Source organism: Hahella ganghwensis DSM 17046 (assembly GCF_000376785.1).
GTDB lineage: Bacteria > Pseudomonadota > Gammaproteobacteria > Pseudomonadales > Oleiphilaceae > Hahella > Hahella ganghwensis.
The window spans coordinates 36,925-55,602 of the sequence record NZ_AQXX01000112.1 but is presented as its reverse complement, the minus strand read 5'-3'; the positions used below and the strand labels follow the sequence as shown (position 1 = coordinate 55,602).

The following is an 18,678-nucleotide window of genomic DNA, read 5'->3' as shown; positions in this document are numbered from 1 at the left end:
TTCGACCTGTGCTCGCATCGTGCAGGACATAAAGGGATGCCTGAAGCTGTATAAAATGATCGTGAGTTAAACTCTTCCCGCGAGCCTGGGTGCGTCGATCCCGCACTCGCAAGAAGATACCGTCAATGAAGTTAAAACTCAATCCCGGACAAAACCCCATAGATCGCGTCAATCAGGTATACGATAGGCGCATGCCAGACACTGTTTTGTATAGGCTGCTCGGATCGCCTCAGACTCATCCATCAACATATCCGGGTAGGTTTCCGTGGTCTCCATCAACCGATGTTCTAAACAGGTCTGAGTCTCGACCTGCCCATCATGCAGAATGTGCTGCAACTCGATGCCATACTGATGCTTGAGCGACCAACCGACCAGAAGGCTTCGATGGCAGATCGCCGGATCTTTTTCCGCACAGCTCAATGCAATGGTATATCCCTTCGACATACCATCATTCAGACGAGAGATTCCGGATTTGAACAGGTCCGCCTGCATCAAACGGTCAAACTGGACCTGCTTGCGTTCATCATAATGAGCGGGATCCTTGGATCGCGGCCCCAGCTCCGGACCAAGGTAGACGTAACCGATACTATAAAGCCTGTTTCCCCCGGGTACTGCTGTGTCCATCTTGAGCCAGTCAGGTACCTATTTTGGCGAGGTCAGATGCTGGTCCAGGAGCCTCCAGCCGACGTGTTGAGGCAGACAAGGGAGTAGAGAACCCCGAAGCTCTCGCGTGCCCTCCGCCACCAAAGAGTGAAGCGATGCGGGACACATTCTCCCCTTCGGCAGATGAGCGAAGAGACCAGATACGCTTCTCCGGCTTATCCAGATAACCGGCGGCAAAGGGATGCCCCTGAGCCAATTCACCCAGAACTTCACTGACAATATTTGTCGGACAATTAACAATGGGCACATCAAACCCAGCGATTCGCCCAATGGCTGCCCGCTTTTTATATTGAATAATTTCCAAATTGCGATACCGGTTGATCACTTTCCCTTCCCGGGCCAGATCTTCCAGCAAAGGAAGTTCATCCAACCAGGGTAACCAGACATCAAATTCCTGTGGGTAAGACGCCAAGGCAGCAGTGACATCCCTGGATTCGGGTATTGTCCAGTTCCACAGATCCCGATCCTGGATACATTGCAACAACCTGGGGACAGGCTCCCGGTGAAAGTATTCCCAGGTGATCACTGCCCCAGAGCGGTTCATATCGAATACCATCTCCAGGTGAGGAAAGTCTTTATCAAGCCCCTTACAATCTTCGTAAGCGCTGATATGATGATCCAGAATGGTGACTTTTGAAGCAGCCTCGCATATGGTCTGCATGGTCGAGCGGGGGTAACAGAAGTCCAGCAGATAGACTTCACGATCCATTACATTGGGGGGCGGTTCATTGTGTTGGGCCGCATAATACTCCACATCCAGCCCTTCGCGACAATTGAAATAGCAATAGGCTGCCAGCGCACTGCCAAACCCATCCAGACATCCACCGCCATGGTATATCACCATTGGTTGCATCCTTATCTCCTGATTCAAACGTCTCCCTGCACGGTAATTGATTGGATTTCAACCACCGACCGACACCAACATGATGCCAGAAATCATTTAGTTCCAATTAGTTAAGGATACGGTACTGGCCCACTTTGGGACCAGTACCTATTATGGATAGGCCTTTACAGCATCATGCCGCGAATGGAGAAGAAAATGATGGCAGCCAGAACAGCAGAAGCGGGAACCGTGATGATCCATGCGGCCACTATCTTTTTCAGGCTCGCACGCTTCACCAGTTCCTCTTTATAAACATTTTTCAGTCGCTTACGCTCTTTCTTGGTGAGCGGGACTTCTTCCTTGTTTTTCTTGGCTTCCTTCAACATGAGCTTCATGTCTTCTACAGTGGCGCTTTGGAAGTTATCCAAAAACTTCTGCAGTTTCTCCCGCTCAATGCCTGCATGATTATCAACAATCTGGTGCAATTGGCTGGCATAACTGACTTTCAGATATTCACGCAAAAAGCCCACCCCAAACACAGCACCGACAGCAATATGCGTGGAACTGACTGGCAAGCCCAACTGCGAGGCGATAATGACCGTAATGGCAGCAGCCAGAGCGATACAGAATGCCCGGGTTTTATCCAGTTCGGTAATCTCGTTACCTACCGTCCGAATAAGTTTCGGGCCGTACAGCAACAATCCGATAGCGATACCTGTCGCACCAATGACCATCACCCACAATGGAATTGAGGCGGACTTGACCACGCCATGATTTATCACCGCATCATTGATTGCAGCCAGTGGACCAATTGCGTTGGCGACATCATTAGCCCCGTGCGCAAAGCTCAGCATCGCAGCGGCGAAAATAAGCGGAATCGTAAACAGCCTGTTCACGCTTTCCCGATGATTCTCCAGCTTGGAACCGGCTTTCTTGATAATAGGAATCAGCAAGCCAGAAATAATGGTGGCAGCAACACCACCAATCAAAAGGGCGGTACCAAAATCCAATTTGATGATCTTCTTGGTGCCTTTCAGAAGGAGATATGAAATAAACGCCCAGGCCATGATGCCAATCAAAAGCGGAACATAACGAACCGCAGCCCCTATACGGTCTTCCTTATAGAGAATGGCTCGCTTGATAAAATAGAGAAAAACGGCGGCGATGAGACCACCAAGCATCGGGGAAATCACCCAGCTTGCCGCAATGGCTCCCATTTGCCCCCAGTCCGCAACGGCAAATCCACCGGCAGCAATACCGGCTCCCAGAACGCCACCAACGATGGAATGGGTTGTCGAGACCGGCGCCCCGATATAGGTCGCCAGGTTTAACCAAAGCGCACCGGCTAATAAAGCCGCCGTCATTAACCAGATAAAAGTATCTGCATCGGCAATAAAATCCGGATTGATAATTCCTTTCTTAATGGTACCGACAACATCACCTCCGGCGATAATCGCTCCGGCACCTTCAAATACCGCTGCGATGATCAATGCGCCAAACAACGTCAACGCTTTGGAACCGACAGCCGGCCCCACATTATTTGCCACATCATTGGCACCAATATTCATGGCCATATAGCCGCCAATAATGGCAGCAGCAACCAGAATATACCCCCCCTCAATTCCCTGGGTCTGAAAACCGGTGTAGATAAAAATACCGAAAATGAAAAGAAGTGCGAAACCTAGTCGAGCCACATCCTGGGTAACTGATTGAGTTGCGTCCTGCAACTGGCCGAGGCTACGAAACTCCATAGGTGCTTTCCCCCACAAATTTTGAGGGCGCAACTGTAACAAAACCGCCATCCGATTTACATATCAAAAGACGATTTTGCCTGGCCTTCCCCCCCATCCAGACTAGGCCTCCTTTAGGATCAACAACCTATCCAGTCCGCCTTAAATTTATAATGCGCCCACTCTTCTCCTCGCAGGGGATAATATTGGTAAAACCGAGTTCGCTTTACTTTCTTCCTTATTCTCTATTTCGTGCGCGACTGCGCGCAACATTATATCGGTCAGGTTACGCTAGGGTCTCGCTTCACCTCTATACCGAGGTGAAGCGCAACTGGCTCTATATCAGATTGGATGAACAGGGAAAGTAACCGAAAAGGCAGCAATTCAAGTTTTTTCTAATTTTGCCGTTCAGCCTATTGAAATCCATGATCATTTTATATACATTCGAAGCGTTCGTGCATCAAGAGAAGGACTGACGGTCCTCGCCAACCTGCCGACCTGGGCAAGGTGGTGCCAAAACCAACGGATAAAACACTGTTTATGTCAAACCAGTTAATGACCAAACGAATTACGAAGGGGATGTTACCGCAAGGTAAATGACCCCCGGTCTCGTTTAGCTGCTTTTTATCAGCAGCAAGTCATTAAAAGGTACTTAATCCCCGCAAGGCGGGAACGACATAAACAACGGTTAATCTGGTTTTGGGATGTGGTCATCCCTGACAACTCACAGGTAAGCCCTTTCGTCAGTTCTCGCACGTGGTACCAAACTTCGTGGAGAACCCTATGCAAAATACAGCCAACCTAGAAGCAGATTCACCCGACAGTGAACGCTTTTTATCACAGTCCCTACCTGTCTGGTCTGAGCTTTATCAATGCGACCTGTACGTCTGGATGGCATCAGGGGGCAAAAGAAGCAGATCGGGACATCTAAATCAGTGCTATTGGTTATATGTTGAGTACCGGGATCGTTGCGGAAGATCCAAATACAGCTCGTTCCGGTTTCAGCAAACTGAAAAAGCACAGCACTTTATTAGCCATTCACTGTCTCAGGAATCCCTACACGAGATCTGCCCTATTCAAACCAGCTCCAATCCTATTGGATGGATGTGAGCTCGCTTCCCGTAGTGCGGGTTGAGCGGTGAAATGACAAAGATGTGACATCCGGCCTACTAACACAAACGAAGTGTTCAGCCGGATACCGCTTTCCGTCCTCAAACCATTTGCCTCCGGAAAACATTCCCAAACCAATACGTTAGTGAACCTCCACTTTGCCAAACTTTGCCTATACTGAACATATCCGGTGGTCGGCCTAGGAAAGTCAATATCGCTTAACGTATTGGATTTGACAGGCAGCGACCGGCGATACCAGCAGAGTGACGGACAACTTGACTAGGCCCGGGTTTAAGCCTGCCAACCATGCTTTAGCTTTTTGCCCGATAGACAACCGCCCTGCACGCATGCGTACACTTGCTGGATAAACACTACGCTTAGGCACGAGACTCTGCGCTTATCACAATGCTAGATAGGTAAAGGAAGTCCACAAACTCGACAAAACAATAAAGCACCGCCATTGAATGACAGAAAATAGCAATAATCAGAAGTATAAAACCGTGAATACACTGCTTGATGAAGACAAGCGGGTGATCAAGGTCATTAAGAGTATTGCCTACGCCGCAGCCGCGACCGCCATTGCAATAGGCATCAAATCCTGGTTTTCAGAGCACCCATTACATTCTGCCGCACTTTTTGGGTTTGCGATGGTCATGATCCTGAATGTCATGGTATTTGACCGAACTCAGAACAGCGGGAACTTCCGATCGATCTTTTTATGGCTGGTCGGCGCCCTGTGCCTTTACCTCATCGCATCAGGAGGTGAAAGCAACACCGGCATTCTCTGGTTCTATGTATTTCCGCCCTTCGTCTTCTATATCATCGGATTACGCAAGGGTTGGGTCATGATGGGCATCATGGCAATACTGATATTCATCGTCTTCAGGTTTCCGGACCTGCCTGTTATCAGGGCGACCTACCCGACCGATTTCCAGCTCCGCTTTGCAGCGAGTATCTCATTTGTCACTGTATTTTCATTCGTCATGGATTATTCCCGACGTCAGGCCAGAGAGGAACTGATCAGCATGGCACGGCTTTACGAGCAGGCTGCCAGGACAGATGAACTCACGCAGCTACCTAACCGGCGCGACATGCAACAACATTTGGAAAAAGAATATTTTCGTTACAAACGTCACGGCAGTTACTTTTCCATCATTCTGCTGGATATCGACCACTTCAAAAACATTAATGACACCTATGGCCATGATGCTGGCGATTACGTCCTGGTGGAATTTGCCCATCTTTTAAGGGAATCCTGCCGCAAAGTGGACACCGCAGCCCGCTGGGGTGGAGAGGAGTCTCTGGTATTGCTGCCCGATACATCAATGGTACAGGCACTGGCAACAGCGGAAAGGTTCAGAAAGCGTGTTGAAGCCGCCGCGCTGACATACAAAGGTCAGAAAATATCATTTACAACCAGTTGCGGCGTCTGCTCAATCAGCCAGACCAAGGAACTGGGCTCCATGCTTAAACAGGCTGATATCAACTTATATCAGGCCAAGCTAAAAGGTCGTAACCTGGTCATACCGATGGTTGTTCAAAAACCAGAAAATACGCCGATTAACACAGCCTGAAGCACGAATGAAGTTGATCGGCGGGTAGCCGTAGGCAGAATTAGCCAAAATGGCTCGTAATATGATCCCATTCATCGGAAGTCACCGGCATCACTGATAAGCGCCCCCGTTTTACCACCACCATTTCCGCTAACGCAGGGTCGCTTTTAAGCCTGGAAAGGGGAATGACGTCATCCAGAGACTTCTGCCATTTAACATCGACGCAAAACCATCGCGGCTTATCAGAGTCACTCTTGGGGTCGTAATAAGGTGACTCGGGATCAAAGGCTGTAGGGTCCGGATAAGCTTCCCGGCACACTTCGGCATAACCGGCGATCCCAGGGACAGGACAACTGCTGTGATAGATCATCACCAGATCACCGACTTTCATATCCTTCATGAAATTCCGCGCCTGGTAGTTTCGAACTCCCTCCCACATGCTGACAGACTCAGGGCATCGACGTAAATCCTCAACGCTGAAGGTGTCCGGCTCAGTTTTCATTAGCCAGTATTGCATACTCAATCTCCTTTACCTCTCTCCCACGTCATCTCTACCACTAATTCTCGCCCTTTCCGCCCCTTCGGCCGAAAAGTGTGACTGACTTAACACTTTCGATCTCTGTTACAAAGATAGACTGCTTGGTAACGAATCCACCTCTGGAGGTCTCTGACAGGGCCTGGGGAGGTCAGTATAATAGGCAACTCCATACGTCGGCCAGTTCAGATGCCGCCCGGGATTAATATCCGATATTCAGCCACTTACCTGTCAGGAATGTTGTGAAACATATCGTTATTTGTGTCGGTTCCGTTTACGGTGCTGCACTGGAAACCGCTAAAGCCATTCGCACCGCCCTGCAGGAAGAGGGTTATACTGCCGAATTGCATGACGCTCCCACATTGGACTCTGTTACCCAAACTGAAGGCGCGATCCTGGTGTGTACTTCGACAACCGGCACCGGCGACCTGCCGGACAATATTGCGCCTCTATATATCGGACTGACTAACGATTTTCCCAATATTGTCGGACGTCCTTTTGGGGTCATTACTCTTGGGGACAGCTCCTACTTCGACACCTACGGAGGTGCCGGAGATCTGATTTTTGAAGCCTTCACCGAACTGGCCGCCAAACCGCTAACTCCTCTGCTGAAAATTGACGCTCAGGAAACAGCAGATCCTGAAGAAGTCGCTGTTCCGTGGGCCAAAGAGTGGGCTCGTCAACTGGATAGCTTTTAGTCTCGGATAGGAGAGGATAACGATTATCAGCAAGTTAGCTGGACTTATTCGCTATTTGGGCAGGGTTACCCTGCTTGTATCCTTTTGTCTGTTGACCAGTATTTCTGCTGCCGCTGACGCCCCCACCACAAGTCAAACAGCAACTCCCGGTATTATTACGTGGGAACTACTCGATACCACTCTCCAGCAACCGGTATTTCAGTATTTCGAGGATGATCACAGTCATTATGCCGTAGAGGACATTCTGCAATCCCCAAACATCCTGTGGGAAAAGGCAGATACTCTTAGCGCCAACTTCGGCTATTCAGAGTCTGTCTTCTGGTTTCGCTTCAGGCTGCAAAACCATGCCGATGAACCATTAAAGCGATTGCTGGTTATCAGAGCCCCACACCTTGATGAGGTCCACTTCTCTGAATTTGGTCCGTCTGGACAATTGCTTCGGGAAAATATCTCTGGCGAGTCCTACCCATTTAACCACAGGGAACAGAATCACCCGATGTATCTGTATACCGTGGAGATTCCGGCCAATTCCGCCCAGCAGTAAGTATTCAGAGTCCAGAGCGGTGGAGCGGTATCATTTCCTTTACAGATCTGGGCCCCGGAATCATTTTACCTTCAGGATGACATAGAAGCTGTTGGCCACGGGCTCTACGCAGGCTTCCTGCTATTTGTCATCATTTTCAATTTCTTTATTTTCATCGCTTTACGCGAAAGCATGTACTTCCACTACATGCTTCTGACCTCAATGATTCTGTTGATTCAGGCATCCCTGTCCGGCAGGACCTTTCAACTCCTGTGGCCAAATCTGCCCACCCTGCAGAATCTTTCCATTCTGATTGCGGTCCCGTTATCAGCCTTTGCGCTCACTGAATTTTCCAGACGCTTCCTGGAAGCCAGATTATATGCGCCCAAAGCCAATCAACTGTTGAAATCCATCAGTTACATGAGCCTTGGCTACCTGGCTCTGTCTTTATTGCTGCCGCCTCACATCGCCAAACAGCTCTCGGTCCTCGGCGCACTGGCAGCCGTGCTGGCTGTGTCTTTTGTTTCCCCCTATCTCTGGTATAGAGGTATCCGGCAGGCCCGCCTGTTCACCTGCGCCTGGACGGGACTTCAGATCGGAGCACTCACCAAGCTGTTTTATAACCTCGGCCTGCTTCCTCACAGCCTGCTGACAATTAACGCACTGGAAATTGGATCAGCCTTGCAGGCAGCCCTGATTTCCCTGGCGATTGTAGAAAGGGTCTACCAGGAACGGGATCACCGTCTCAAGGTTCAGCAGCAGGTGATAGAGGAACAGAGGGAGCTTCAGAGACTGGAACAACGCAATCTGTACGACGCAACTCATCACCCGGTTACCGAGCTGCCCAACCGCGGCTACCTGGAACGCTTTATCAAGGAAAGAATCGGCATTGTCGGCAACAAATCACTCAGCCTCTGCCTGATCAGTCTCAACCGGTACCGTGAAATCGACCGGACAATGGGACAGGACAATGCAGACCAACTGCTTTACCAGATTGCTCATCAGTTAAATGACTTCGTCAGCCCTTTACCGGGAATAACAGCTCTGGAAACCATTGCAGGCAATCGAATACATGTGGCTTCTGTCGATGACATAACCCTGGCCCTGCTGTTTGACTCGGTGTCGACCAAGGAGCAGGAAGTACTGATGATGGCCATATCAGGCTACTTGTTACAACGCATTGATTTCGGAAACCTTTCCCTGGACCTGGATCCCAGATTTGGCCTTGCCCGTTACCCGGAACATGGCCAGAATCCGCAGAGCCTGATCCGCATGGCGAAGATCGCCCTGGATGCCACTCACCATATGCAGGGCTGCGTCGCTGAATACCGTGACAGTTTCAACCCCTACAGTGAACGACGACTCACTCTGATGGCCGAGCTGGCCAAAGCTATCGAGAACAACAACCTGGTACTGAACTTTCAGCCCCAGCTCAATCTGAAAAACGGCAAAATTACCTCCTTTGAAGGACTTGTCCGCTGGCACCACGAAAAATTTGGGCACGTCAGACCAGAGGAATTCATATATCTGGCAGAAGAATCCGGCATTATTCACCAGCTAACTCTCTGGGTCATGAGAAATGCCCTGAGCAAACTTCAGTCATTGGAGACCTCAGGCTTCGGCGACATTGGTATTGCGATCAATATCTCAGCCGTGGACCTGGAAATGCCGCATTTCATTGAAGATATCCGGGATATGCTGACGACCTATCAAGTCAGTCCCAACCGCCTCACCCTGGAACTTACAGAAACTGCGCTGATGCGTACCCCGGAGCTGGCTCTTGCCACTCTAAAACAACTTGCCGAGCTGGGCTTTGCGATTGCACTGGATGATTTTGGTGCTGGCTACTCATCACTCTCCTACATCCAGCAGCTTCCCCTGCATAAGATCAAGATCGACAGATCCCTGGTGCAGAATCTGGAAAGAAGTCAGGAGAATTATGTCATCGCCAAGACCGCCATCGACATGTGCCATGGGCTCGGCTACGAAGTCGTCATGGAAGGCGTGGAGGAACTGGCAACACTGGAAGTATTGAAGGTGCTGGGAGCGGATCAGATTCAGGGGTTCTGGCTGGCCCGGCCGATGCTCTGGGACTTTGCCCTGGAATGGTTAAAAACATTCGTCGCTGACGGTATCCGGCTCCCTCAATCCAACAGCGCCCCAGCTCCGGAAGTCACATCAAAAAAGACAGGGCAAACCACCTGAACCTGACAACAACCAGAGTCTTATTCATCACCAACAAATTATCCGAGTCTCCCCAATAGCCAGAATTTCCCGATCAGGCCCTCCTGGGTGATGCAAAAACTTGTCTCTGGGCTCCCAGAAAGGTTCGGTTGTCAGGCGGACCGTTCCCCAATGCATTCCCACCATTCGTCGGGCACCGAGATCCTGTCCCATGGCAACTGCCTCCTCAGGACTGGCGTGCACCGCCGCAAAAACAGAACGAGGAGCATAAGCACCTATAGGAACCAAGGCAATGTCATAAGGACCGGTAAGCTCACCTATTTCACGAAATGCCGGCCCGTATCCAGTATCGCCGGCAAAAAACAACCGGCCTTCAGGACCGTCAATTCCAAAGCTGGCCCATAATGTCGCGTCGGCGTCTAACAATGAGCGGCCTGAAAAGTGGTAAGCGGGCAATCCATAAAAGGACACCTCGCCAACGCTAACCTGGTGGTACCAGTCCAGCTCCAAAACTCGACAGTATCCCAGGGATTCGAATAAAGGTTTCAAGCCCAGAGTGGTGATGACCAGTACGGATGTTTTGTTTGATACCTGAGACAAGGTTTCAGAACAAAAATGATCATAATGATTGTGAGACATCACAATCACATCAACCTGCAGATCATTCAGCCCCAAAGGTGATATGACCAATCGCTTTGGCCCGCTGAACTGCAGCGGAGAGGCCCGTTTTCCCAAAAACGGATCTGTGACGATCCCCAGACCACCCAATCGAAAATAAAAGCAACTCTGCCCCAGCCAGGTCAGTGGAATTGACGCCTCATCAGAGGTTTCTCCAGATGGAGACAGATGATGTTCCAATCCCCTCAATGCCTCCTCCCGCGACCATAGATGTCCCTCCACATCAGAGAGCGGCGCATTTCCACGGCGCATCAACTCCCATAGAACCTGAATCATTTCCCGTGAGTGGCGACCATCCTGATGTGGTGAAGGAGGGGATTGAAACCTCTTACCACAGTGATGGGGTTTGCTCCTGAAACTGTGGTCTACCTCCATGGGCCTGACTCTGGGTAAAGGTTCGTCCATTCTACACCCCTATGATTATGTAGAGATGAGCCGCGACATGGCTCATCTCGTCAGCGATTCCCAAGCTCCTGATTAACGAACATCTTTTCGTGGCCGTATCAGACCTTCCTGAGCTGTTGACGCAACCAGACGCCCTTCAAGATCGAATATCATCCCACGATTCAGGCCTCGGGCATGGGTCGTGCTGGTACTGTCCATCGAGTAAAGCAACCAATCGTCAACGCGAAAATCCCGATGAAACCAAACAGCATGGTCAATGCTCGCCGCCTGTAAGTCTCTGCTGAAAAAAGATAAACCATGCGGATAAAGGCTGGTCCCCAATAATCCAAAGTCTGAGCTGTACGCCAGAATACAGTGGTGCCAATACACCTCATCAGGGAGCTTACGAGTGGTTTTGAACCAGTTGTATTTGTAGGGATCCTTGGCTTCCGGCGCCAGAGGATTCATAGGATTCACTGGGCGAATCTCAATCGGTCTGTCACGAGTAAAGCGATCCCTGATTTTCTCGGGTATGAGATCCTTGTATTTCCGATACACCTCCAGCTCAGAGGTAATACCGTCAGGCCCTTTGATATCCGGCATGGCCATCTGATGCTCATGCCCCTCTTCATCGGCTTGAAAGGAGGCTGTCAGCGTCAAAATCTCTTTGCCATGCTGACGGGCTGCCACTCTTCGCGCGCTGAAACTACGACCATCCCTTAATTTGGTGACTTCATAAATGATATCGTGATTCGCATCACCCGGACGCAAGAAATACGCATGCAGACTGTGGGCCTGACGATCAGGTTCAACTGTTTGATAAGCTGCCATCAGCGCCTGACCAATTACCTGACCCCCAAAAACATTCTTGAACCCAAGGTCCTCGCTGGAACCTTTGAACAGACATTCATCCAAAGGGCTAAGGGTTAACAGGTCCATCAATTTCTGGACGACATCAGTCATGTGGTTATCCTTTGTTGAATCAGGAGGGAAGACAGGTTCACAGTTCGTTCTGATCCTGCCAGGAGCCGGATATTTTCCACACAACGGCCCTAAAACACCAGACACAACAACAAGACACCTACCCTCTGATAGCAATCTGTCCCTTGCTTGATTGTCCTTTCAAGCCCATCATATAGACACACCAAAAAATCCAAACACAAGATATAGAAAAATGGAAAGAGAGCAGCAACGTAAACAACTCCCTAATGCTTACACTCATTCATGTCCATCATGTGGAAAGCCCGCTCAATGTGATCTGGAAAAAGGGAAATCCTCATGCTGGTGCTTTACCCTCCCCCATTCCGACACCCACCACGAGCCTTACATGGAAGGAAACCAATGCTACTGTCGTAGCTGTCTGACAGCGATGAGATCATCTAAAACAGGTGTCGACAAAGAAGGTAGTTGAGAGGAAGTTATTTGAGAAAGGTGCCGATACAGCTGGCACCAAATTTCGGCAAATAAGATGACTAATTTTCTGACGTCACGAAGTTGACTCTCAGCGCGGCCACGGCACTCATTTCCCACTCAAGGCGGGGTTGAGCACTGTTTTTTTCCAGGCCCGCTTCCTTTGTAAGGCTATCAGATGTCCTTAGTCCGTCTTCATTTTGCTTTGGAGTGTTCGGCTGATGTCGCCTGAACAGGGGAGCCATTGCAGACTCCTCCTTTTTGAGCAAACAGCGTTTTACAAAAAGCAGTTACTGCCATCCTGGCATGTCATGATGTGAGGCATGATAATTGATGAGGCCGAGTAGGATTGAGGTGGCTTGAAAGTCCCATTACCTGCTAACGTCCTAGCCCCCAAACCATAGTGTTACATAAATTAACAAAAGACAAGAGTGAAACAGGGAGTCGCCATAAAAGATTAATCCAATCGCATGGCTTGCAGCCCTGCGCTTCCATGCGTAAGTTATTGCAAATTTTCGAACAATGGACTTTCTATCTGATGAAATCAGTTATTTCCACCGTCACCTACTTGATCATCGGCGTCTTTCTGGCTGCCTGTAACTCAACCCCTTCGCGACCTGTATCCCCAGATTCCGGCAATGCCCCGGCTCAGGTAAAAGAGCTATACGAAGCTCTGAACCAGGCAGAGCAGGAACAAGCCCATCTGTTTGCCCCGGGCCAGTATGAAGACATCACCAGACTTTATCAGAAATCTCTGAGTGCCTCGTCTTCCAACTCTCAGGAAGCCCAGAAGCTGGCCGCTGCCGGCCTTAATCAGATTCCGTCACTTAAAGCTTCTGGCCAGGCCGTTGCCTCTCGTGTCAAAGCTATCTATGACGCCCGCTCGGCTTCGTTGGCGGCCGGTGTTGATTCCCTTTACCCAAATCAACTCGCTACCGTCGATCAGCAGCTAGTGAATATCACCCGCTCACTGGAAGATAATCTTGAAGCTCAGGCAGGAGACACTGAAGTCCGGTTATTGGCAGATAACTATCTTGCGCTGGAGCTTGATGCCATCAAACAGTCAGTACTCGGGCAAGCCCGTCAGGCCCTGGAAGTTGGTACAGTCCGGGAACTACCGCTGGTCACTCCCGCCACCATGGCGAAAGCATCCGCACATCTTGAACAGGCAAGCCGATATCTGGACGAGGACAGGACCAAAATCGCACGAGCAGAAGCCGAGGCCACCGCCGCTGTCAAAGCCGTTGAGCATGCAGAGGTTCTGGCCGCCCAGATTCAGAAATATGCGGGCAATCCCAATGCACTTGAGCAGGTATTACTCTGGCATGAACAGCAGCTTGCAGACGCTGTCGAGCCGATTCTGACGCAACTGCCTTTTAACGAGGGAGCCGCAGCCGTTAACTCCACGATTAAACGCAACCTGAACCAGATTCTTTCAGAGAAACTTGCGTTAAGACAGGAGCTGACAGAGGCACAAGCCAGAGAGAGCAATCTGAAAATCCAGTCTGCGGCGAGTCTTGAGACCATGAAACAAGAGATGGAGCAAAAAGTTCTGGCTGCGCAGATGGAAACTGACGCGGAAAAACGTCGTCACGCGGAAAACCTTCGCCGCTTTGAGTTTGTTCGCGAACTCTTTGCCCTTACCGAAGCAGAAGTCTACCAGCAGGGTCAGAATGTTCTTATCAGAGCACATGGCTTTAAGTTCAAATCAGGCTCCAGTGAGATCGAACAGGAAAACCTTCCTCTGATCAACAAAATCATCGACGCCATTGAGGTCTTTCCGGACGCGACTATTCAAGTATCCGGGCATACTGACAATCGGGGGGATTCGCTGTTGAATCAGCGTCTGTCGGAAGAGCGGGCAGCCAACGTCGGCGAATTTATTGCCAATGTCGGTAAACTGGCTTCGGAAAAAGTGGTCACCCAAGGTTACGGCCCGAGCCGACCAGTTGCCACGAACGACAGTGCCGACGGCCGGGCAGCCAATCGCCGGGTGGAAGTTCTGATCGTCAACGAACAACCTGACCAGGGATGACTCCCAGACCAAGCAACTTAGGCCTGAGAAAATCTCAGGCCTACAGTAGAATTGAATCAGTGATGAACAGGCGCAAGCTCTTTGGCGAGTGCCTGTTTCTCAGGGACTTTACTCCCTGTCACAGCAAATCCAAGCAAATCGCCCTTTGAATTTCGGAACAGGGCTTTGACATCCAGGTCGCCCTCCTGCTCCACCAGCCATTCGCCTTCAATTCCTACCGGAGGTGGGCACACCGCAACAGGGCACGCAGGCGTTTTGACAATGACCGGCATAACACCGTAGGCAACTTCGGTTCTTTCACCTGAAAGAGTCTTGGCCAATGCCCTCGCGCACGCCATTAATGGCAGTACGTAGAGAAGCACATAGCCATCAACTTCAGCACAATCGCCCAGCGCGTAGATGTCGGGAGCACTGGTCTCCAACGCACGATTGGTGATGATGCCCTTATCGCAGGACAATCCGGCCTGCTCCGCCAACGCAATACGAGGGCGCAGGCCAACGGCTGACAGCACCATATCAGCTTCCACCCGATCCCCGTTGTCGAGAACCAGTTCGATAGCGTCACCATCTCCGCTGGCATTCACTTCTGTCGCATAACGCCCCAGACGAAAACTGATACCCTCCAGCTCCAGACCTTTTCTGACAGCATCCGCAGCCGCATCGGGCAATAGTGTGGGAAGCACACCTTCTGAAGGCGCAATTACTTCCACCTGATAACCACCCTGAATCAGGTCATTGGCAAACTCACATCCGATCAACCCGGCCCCCAGAATGGCCACTTTGGACTTCCCTTCCAGCTCTTTCCGGATATTCCGGTAGTCCATGAGATCATTCACAGATCTCACCCGGCTTGCCGCGTTACCTTTCAGGTCCAGATGGATAACATCAGCGCCCCAGGCCAATACCAGTTTTTCGTATGCGAGAGATTCTTCTCCGATCCAGAGGCATTTCCCTTCCGGATCAATGCCTGTGACCGTCGTGAAAGTCCGCACTTCGATGTTCAACTGCTCCACCATTTTGCCTGGATCGGCCATGGAAAGGTCGTCCGCAGACTTCCCCTTGGCGAACCCGTTGGAGAGCATCGGCTTTGAGTAGGAATGGCCATCATCCGCCGTAATGACCAGAACCCGGGAATCCTTGTCCAACTTGCGAAACTCGCGAGCCAGAGAATATCCTCCCAGGCCGGTACCGACGATCACTATCGGTTTCTGATCAATGTTTGTAGAGGAATTCTGATCTAGAGCCATGGCCTTTTCTGTTCCAGGTAATTTGAATCTTTCGGAGTGAGTATTCCAGAGATTAAGGGCTGCTTATAAATCAGCCAATCTCAATCATTTCGAAGTCTTCTTTGCCGACGCCACAATCCGGACAAACCCAATCCTCCGGCACATCTTCCCAACGGGTTCCGGGTTCAATGCCGTCTTCCGGCCACCCTTCAGCTTCGTCGTAAATTAACCCGCAAACCACACATTGCCACTTTCGCATGCTGATAACCCTGTTTTAATCTTTACTATCTGCTCAAATAAAAAAGGCATTTATACGGGCTGAGGTTACGGAGTTCAAGTCAAACTGGCTATACTATGCCTCTTTGAAACCGGCTCAGGCTGCCGAACAGGCGGATAGCCGGTGGAAATATCCGCGAAATAAGCACGATAGATGGAAGTTCCGGCGTTTCACATGAATGCGATAACAATGTAACGTCAGTCCCCTAAATTTAAGACTTTAACAAACAAGAGTACGAAACCGAGCAATGGCACAAACCACTGAAAACATGCAACAGGTCCTCGATGAAGCAGATTGTCTGCATTCCGAGCAGGAGGTTGAACAGGCTATATCGACTATGGCAGCAGACATCACTGAAAAACTTTCGGACAAAAACCCGATTGTTTACTGCGTCATGACCGGAGGTCTCATTTTCTCTGGTAAGCTGTTGCCATTGCTGAACTTCCCACTGGAACTGAGTTACATACACGCGACCCGGTACCGCATGCAAACAACAGGCGGCATCCTCGACTGGAAAGTTGAACCTACGGAGAGCCTGGAAGGACGCACCGTCCTGATTCTGGACGACATTCTGGACGAGGGGACAACTCTGAAAGCGATTACGGAGTACTGCCAACAACGTGGCGCGAAGGAAGTATTCAGCGGCGTGCTGGTCGATAAGATGCATGACCGAAAATCCTACCCTGGTCAGAAGTGCGATTTCACCGGTATCGAAGTGATTGACCGCTACCTGTTCGGCTATGGCATGGACTACAAAGGGTACTGGCGAAACGCTCCCGGAATCTATGCGGTGAAAGGCCTCTAATCCATTTTTACAAAGTTACCGGGGACAACCTGAGCCATGCATGACGCCGGCCTTGGACAATTTCTGTTACTGATTACAGCTGCGGTAATCGTTTCTTCGGTATTCCGACGTGTCAAGATCCCACCTGTGCTGGCCTACCTGACAGTAGGGCTTGCCGTCGGACCGACGGCGCTTGGCTGGGTCAGCGATCTCGATCAGATTCAGATTCTGGCTGAGTTCGGTGTTGTCTTCCTGCTGTTTTCTCTGGGACTGGAATTCTCTCTGGCCAGAATGCTGGCACTGCGCAAGGTGGTGTTCGGTCTTGGAGGCTGGCAGGTTGCGATCAGCAGTCTGGTGATTTATGGCATTGCACTTTTGTTCAATGCCACCCAGGAAGAAGCCATCATTGTCGCCGGCGCCCTCGCGCTATCTTCCACAGCGGTTGTCAGCAAGGAGTTGGTCAGTCGAAATGAACTGGGCCAGTCACATGGGGTGCTAACCATGGGGGTGCTCCTGTTTCAGGATCTGGCCGCGGTTATTTTCCTGATTCTGGTTCCCTTCCTCGCCGGCGGTAGCGACAGTTCATTCGTTATTGCTCTTGGCCTCACACTGGGTAAAGGTCTGTTACTGTTCGGACTGATGCTGGCACTGGGAAAATATTTACTCCCGGTACTGTTTAATGAAGTGGCGAAAGCCCGCTCAGACGAACTCTTTGTGCTCACGGTACTCATGGTGTCTCTACTGGCTGCGGCACTAACCCATAGCTTTGGCCTTTCGATGGCGCTGGGGGCTTTCATCGCCGGTATGATGCTGTCCGAGACGCATTACAAACACCAGATTGAAGCGGACATCCGTCCATTCAGAGATCTCCTGCTCGGTTTGTTCTTCATCAGTGTCGGAATGATTGTCGACTTTTCTGAAGTCGTCGGTAACTGGCACTGGATTCTACTCATGACCATTATTCTGCTGGTGCTCAAATCAATCCTGATCGGATTACTCGCCTATCGTTTCCAGAAAGATCTTTCTACAGCAATCAAAACCGGGCTCTATCTGGCCCAAGGCGGCGAATTCGGATTTGCCCTGTTCGCACTGGGTGAGCGTTACGGACTGGTTTCCAAACAGTTTGGCGCAGTGGTCATATCCACAGTAATTCTCAGCATTACGCTGACCCCTGCATTAGTCGCACTGGCTCGCAAACTCAGTGAGCGTACAAGGCAAACCGGTGATACTGAACGGGAAGCCAGGATAGAATCCATATCCGACGCCTGTGCAGAGCTGGAGGGGCATGCCATTGTCTGCGGTTTCGGGCGGGTGGGTCAGATGGTGACCCGCTTTCTCAAACAGGGACAGTCTCCACTGGTGGCGATTGATAATGACCCCATACGAGTGCAGGAAGCCAGTAATGCCGGAGAACCGATACACTATGGCGACTCGCGCCGCGCTGATATTCTCAAGGCGCTTGGCCTGAACAGGTCAAGGTTGCTGATAATCACCTATAACGATGTCGACACCAGCCTGAAAGTTATTCGGCAGGTTCGAGAGGCAAATTCCAGTGTTCCGATACTGGTCCGCACAACCGATGACACCCAGGTTGAAAGACTGAAGGAAGCCGGGGCGACTGAAGTTGTTCCCGAAATTCTAGAGGCCGGTTTAATGCTGGTAAGCCAGGTGTTAGCCTTGATGGGCACGCCTCCCCGCTCCATTCACCAGCAGATAGAAGAAGCACGGCGCAACCGTTACAAACTCCTCCATGGCTATTACCCGGGGGTAAACTCGCAGCTTCTCAATGCCGAGGGTATTCCGCTGGAAAAACTCCATGCGGTTACCTTGCCCGAGGGGGCCTATGCCTGTCACAAGTCTCTCTCTAATCTCCGACTCGGTGAATGTGTCATCGATAGTGTCCTCCGGGACAAAACCGAAATACCGCCAAGCCGGGAACTGAAGTTGCACCCTGGGGATACTCTGATCCTTCACGGCTCAGCCCAGCAGGTAGAGCAAGCAGAGAATAAACTTCTGGGTGGATGAATTTTATTCCCGGTTTCCGTAACATAGCGGCCTTTCCGCC

Annotated in this window: 17 protein-coding genes and 1 riboswitch; of the genes, 8 read left to right on the top strand and 9 right to left on the bottom strand. The window is 50.6% G+C overall.

Going from position 1 to position 18,678, the window contains the following annotated elements; translation table 11 throughout:
* Positions 1-168 precede the first annotated feature (168 nt).
* The 3 genes from F566_RS32780 to F566_RS0113055 form a co-directional block, all read right to left on the bottom strand.
* Positions 169-624: a DUF488 domain-containing protein gene (locus F566_RS32780; RefSeq protein ID WP_020407440.1), complete on the bottom strand. Its 456-nt coding sequence runs from the start codon at positions 622-624 to the stop codon at positions 169-171.
* 10 nt (positions 625-634) lie between these two features.
* Positions 635-1,516 carry a hypothetical protein gene (locus F566_RS0113060; RefSeq protein ID WP_020407439.1) on the bottom strand — a complete coding sequence of 294 codons (882 nt, stop codon included), beginning with the start codon at positions 1,514-1,516 and terminating at the stop codon, positions 635-637.
* Positions 1,517-1,671: 155 nt separating this feature from the next.
* Positions 1,672-3,237: an inorganic phosphate transporter gene (locus tag F566_RS0113055; RefSeq protein WP_026179975.1), complete on the bottom strand. Its 1,566-nt coding sequence runs from the start codon at positions 3,235-3,237 to the stop codon at positions 1,672-1,674.
* 431 nt (positions 3,238-3,668) lie between these two features.
* A riboswitch (SAM-I-IV-variant riboswitch) is annotated at positions 3,669-3,777 on the top strand.
* A gap of 1,049 nt (positions 3,778-4,826) precedes the next feature.
* Here F566_RS0113055 and F566_RS0113045 point away from each other — a divergent pair.
* The gene (locus F566_RS0113045; protein ID WP_020407436.1) at positions 4,827-5,900 is read left to right on the top strand and encodes a GGDEF domain-containing protein; all 1,074 of its coding nucleotides are present in this window, start codon (positions 4,827-4,829) and stop codon (positions 5,898-5,900) included.
* A 40-nt stretch (positions 5,901-5,940) separates the two neighbouring features.
* Here F566_RS0113045 and F566_RS0113040 read toward each other — a convergent pair whose 3' ends face one another.
* Positions 5,941-6,396: an EVE domain-containing protein gene (locus tag F566_RS0113040; RefSeq protein WP_020407435.1), complete on the bottom strand. Its 456-nt coding sequence runs from the start codon at positions 6,394-6,396 to the stop codon at positions 5,941-5,943.
* Positions 6,397-6,656: 260 nt separating this feature from the next.
* Here F566_RS0113040 and F566_RS0113035 point away from each other — a divergent pair, with 260 nt between their 5' ends.
* Genes F566_RS0113035 through F566_RS0113025 form a run of 3 tightly spaced genes read left to right on the top strand, consistent with a single transcriptional unit; the run spans position 6,657 to position 9,840 of the window.
* Positions 6,657-7,112, top strand: coding sequence for a flavodoxin domain-containing protein (locus tag F566_RS0113035; RefSeq protein WP_020407434.1), 456 nt, complete (start codon positions 6,657-6,659; stop codon positions 7,110-7,112).
* Between the two features lie 55 nt (positions 7,113-7,167).
* On the top strand, positions 7,168-7,656 hold the full coding sequence (locus F566_RS0113030) for a 7TMR-DISMED2 domain-containing protein (protein WP_020407433.1): 489 nt from the start codon (positions 7,168-7,170) through the stop codon (positions 7,654-7,656).
* 45 nt (positions 7,657-7,701) lie between these two features.
* Positions 7,702-9,840, top strand: a complete 2,139-nt coding sequence (locus F566_RS0113025; RefSeq protein ID WP_342662547.1) for a putative bifunctional diguanylate cyclase/phosphodiesterase — start codon at positions 7,702-7,704, stop codon at positions 9,838-9,840.
* A 27-nt stretch (positions 9,841-9,867) separates the two neighbouring features.
* Here F566_RS0113025 and F566_RS0113020 read toward each other — a convergent pair whose 3' ends face one another.
* Entirely contained in the window at positions 9,868-10,902 is a 1,035-nt protein-coding gene (locus F566_RS0113020) for an MBL fold metallo-hydrolase (RefSeq protein WP_026179974.1), read from the bottom strand.
* Between the two features lie 72 nt (positions 10,903-10,974).
* On the bottom strand, positions 10,975-11,844 hold the full coding sequence (locus tag F566_RS0113015) for an acyl-CoA thioesterase (RefSeq protein WP_020407430.1): 870 nt from the start codon (positions 11,842-11,844) through the stop codon (positions 10,975-10,977).
* 211 nt (positions 11,845-12,055) lie between these two features.
* On the opposite strand from F566_RS0113015, the gene F566_RS38335 reads away from it, so the two are divergent.
* A complete protein-coding gene (locus F566_RS38335) occupies positions 12,056-12,292 on the top strand; it encodes a cysteine-rich CWC family protein (protein WP_083921077.1) in 237 nt (78 codons plus the stop codon).
* Positions 12,293-12,353: 61 nt separating this feature from the next.
* Here the strand turns inward: F566_RS38335 and F566_RS0113010 are convergent, their stop codons facing one another.
* On the bottom strand, positions 12,354-12,536 hold the full coding sequence (locus F566_RS0113010) for a hypothetical protein (RefSeq protein WP_020407429.1): 183 nt from the start codon (positions 12,534-12,536) through the stop codon (positions 12,354-12,356).
* Between the two features lie 293 nt (positions 12,537-12,829).
* Here F566_RS0113010 and F566_RS37725 point away from each other — a divergent pair, with 293 nt between their 5' ends.
* Positions 12,830-14,326, top strand: a complete 1,497-nt coding sequence (locus tag F566_RS37725; protein WP_157496772.1) for an OmpA family protein — start codon at positions 12,830-12,832, stop codon at positions 14,324-14,326.
* A 56-nt stretch (positions 14,327-14,382) separates the two neighbouring features.
* On the opposite strand, the gene F566_RS0113000 is transcribed toward F566_RS37725, so the two are convergent.
* Both F566_RS0113000 and F566_RS0112995 read right to left on the bottom strand, forming a co-directional pair.
* Positions 14,383-15,573, bottom strand: coding sequence for an NAD(P)/FAD-dependent oxidoreductase (locus tag F566_RS0113000; RefSeq protein WP_020407427.1), 1,191 nt, complete (start codon positions 15,571-15,573; stop codon positions 14,383-14,385).
* Positions 15,574-15,643: 70 nt separating this feature from the next.
* Positions 15,644-15,811, bottom strand: coding sequence for a rubredoxin (locus F566_RS0112995; RefSeq protein WP_020407426.1), 168 nt, complete (start codon positions 15,809-15,811; stop codon positions 15,644-15,646).
* Between the two features lie 265 nt (positions 15,812-16,076).
* Here F566_RS0112995 and F566_RS0112990 point away from each other — a divergent pair, with 265 nt between their 5' ends.
* Complete coding sequence (locus F566_RS0112990; RefSeq protein WP_020407425.1) at positions 16,077-16,634, top strand: hypoxanthine-guanine phosphoribosyltransferase; 558 nt, start codon at positions 16,077-16,079, stop codon at positions 16,632-16,634.
* A gap of 36 nt (positions 16,635-16,670) precedes the next feature.
* Complete coding sequence (locus tag F566_RS0112985; RefSeq protein ID WP_020407424.1) at positions 16,671-18,638, top strand: monovalent cation:proton antiporter family protein; 1,968 nt, start codon at positions 16,671-16,673, stop codon at positions 18,636-18,638.
* The last annotated feature ends 40 nt before the right edge of the window (positions 18,639-18,678 follow it).

Excerpts from the sequence above, each read along its gene's own strand:
- F566_RS38335 (WP_083921077.1), top strand. The coding sequence starts at position 12,056 with ATGGAAAGAGAGCAGCAACGTAAACAACTCCCTAATGCTTACACTCAT.
- F566_RS0113055 (WP_026179975.1), bottom strand. The coding sequence starts at position 3,237 with ATGGAGTTTCGTAGCCTCGGCCAGTTGCAGGACGCAACTCAATCAGTT.
- F566_RS32780 (WP_020407440.1), bottom strand. The coding sequence starts at position 624 with ATGGACACAGCAGTACCCGGGGGAAACAGGCTTTATAGTATCGGTTAC.
- F566_RS0113020 (WP_026179974.1), bottom strand. The coding sequence starts at position 10,902 with ATGGACGAACCTTTACCCAGAGTCAGGCCCATGGAGGTAGACCACAGT.
- F566_RS0113015 (WP_020407430.1), bottom strand. The coding sequence starts at position 11,844 with ATGACTGATGTCGTCCAGAAATTGATGGACCTGTTAACCCTTAGCCCT.
- F566_RS0112985 (WP_020407424.1), top strand. The coding sequence starts at position 16,671 with ATGCATGACGCCGGCCTTGGACAATTTCTGTTACTGATTACAGCTGCG.
- F566_RS37725 (WP_157496772.1), top strand. The coding sequence starts at position 12,830 with ATGAAATCAGTTATTTCCACCGTCACCTACTTGATCATCGGCGTCTTT.
- F566_RS0113000 (WP_020407427.1), bottom strand. The coding sequence starts at position 15,573 with ATGGCTCTAGATCAGAATTCCTCTACAAACATTGATCAGAAACCGATA.
- F566_RS0112995 (WP_020407426.1), bottom strand. The coding sequence starts at position 15,811 with ATGCGAAAGTGGCAATGTGTGGTTTGCGGGTTAATTTACGACGAAGCT.
- F566_RS0112990 (WP_020407425.1), top strand. The coding sequence starts at position 16,077 with ATGGCACAAACCACTGAAAACATGCAACAGGTCCTCGATGAAGCAGAT.
- F566_RS0113040 (WP_020407435.1), bottom strand. The coding sequence starts at position 6,396 with ATGCAATACTGGCTAATGAAAACTGAGCCGGACACCTTCAGCGTTGAG.
- F566_RS0113010 (WP_020407429.1), bottom strand. The coding sequence starts at position 12,536 with ATGGCTCCCCTGTTCAGGCGACATCAGCCGAACACTCCAAAGCAAAAT.
- F566_RS0113060 (WP_020407439.1), bottom strand. The coding sequence starts at position 1,516 with ATGCAACCAATGGTGATATACCATGGCGGTGGATGTCTGGATGGGTTT.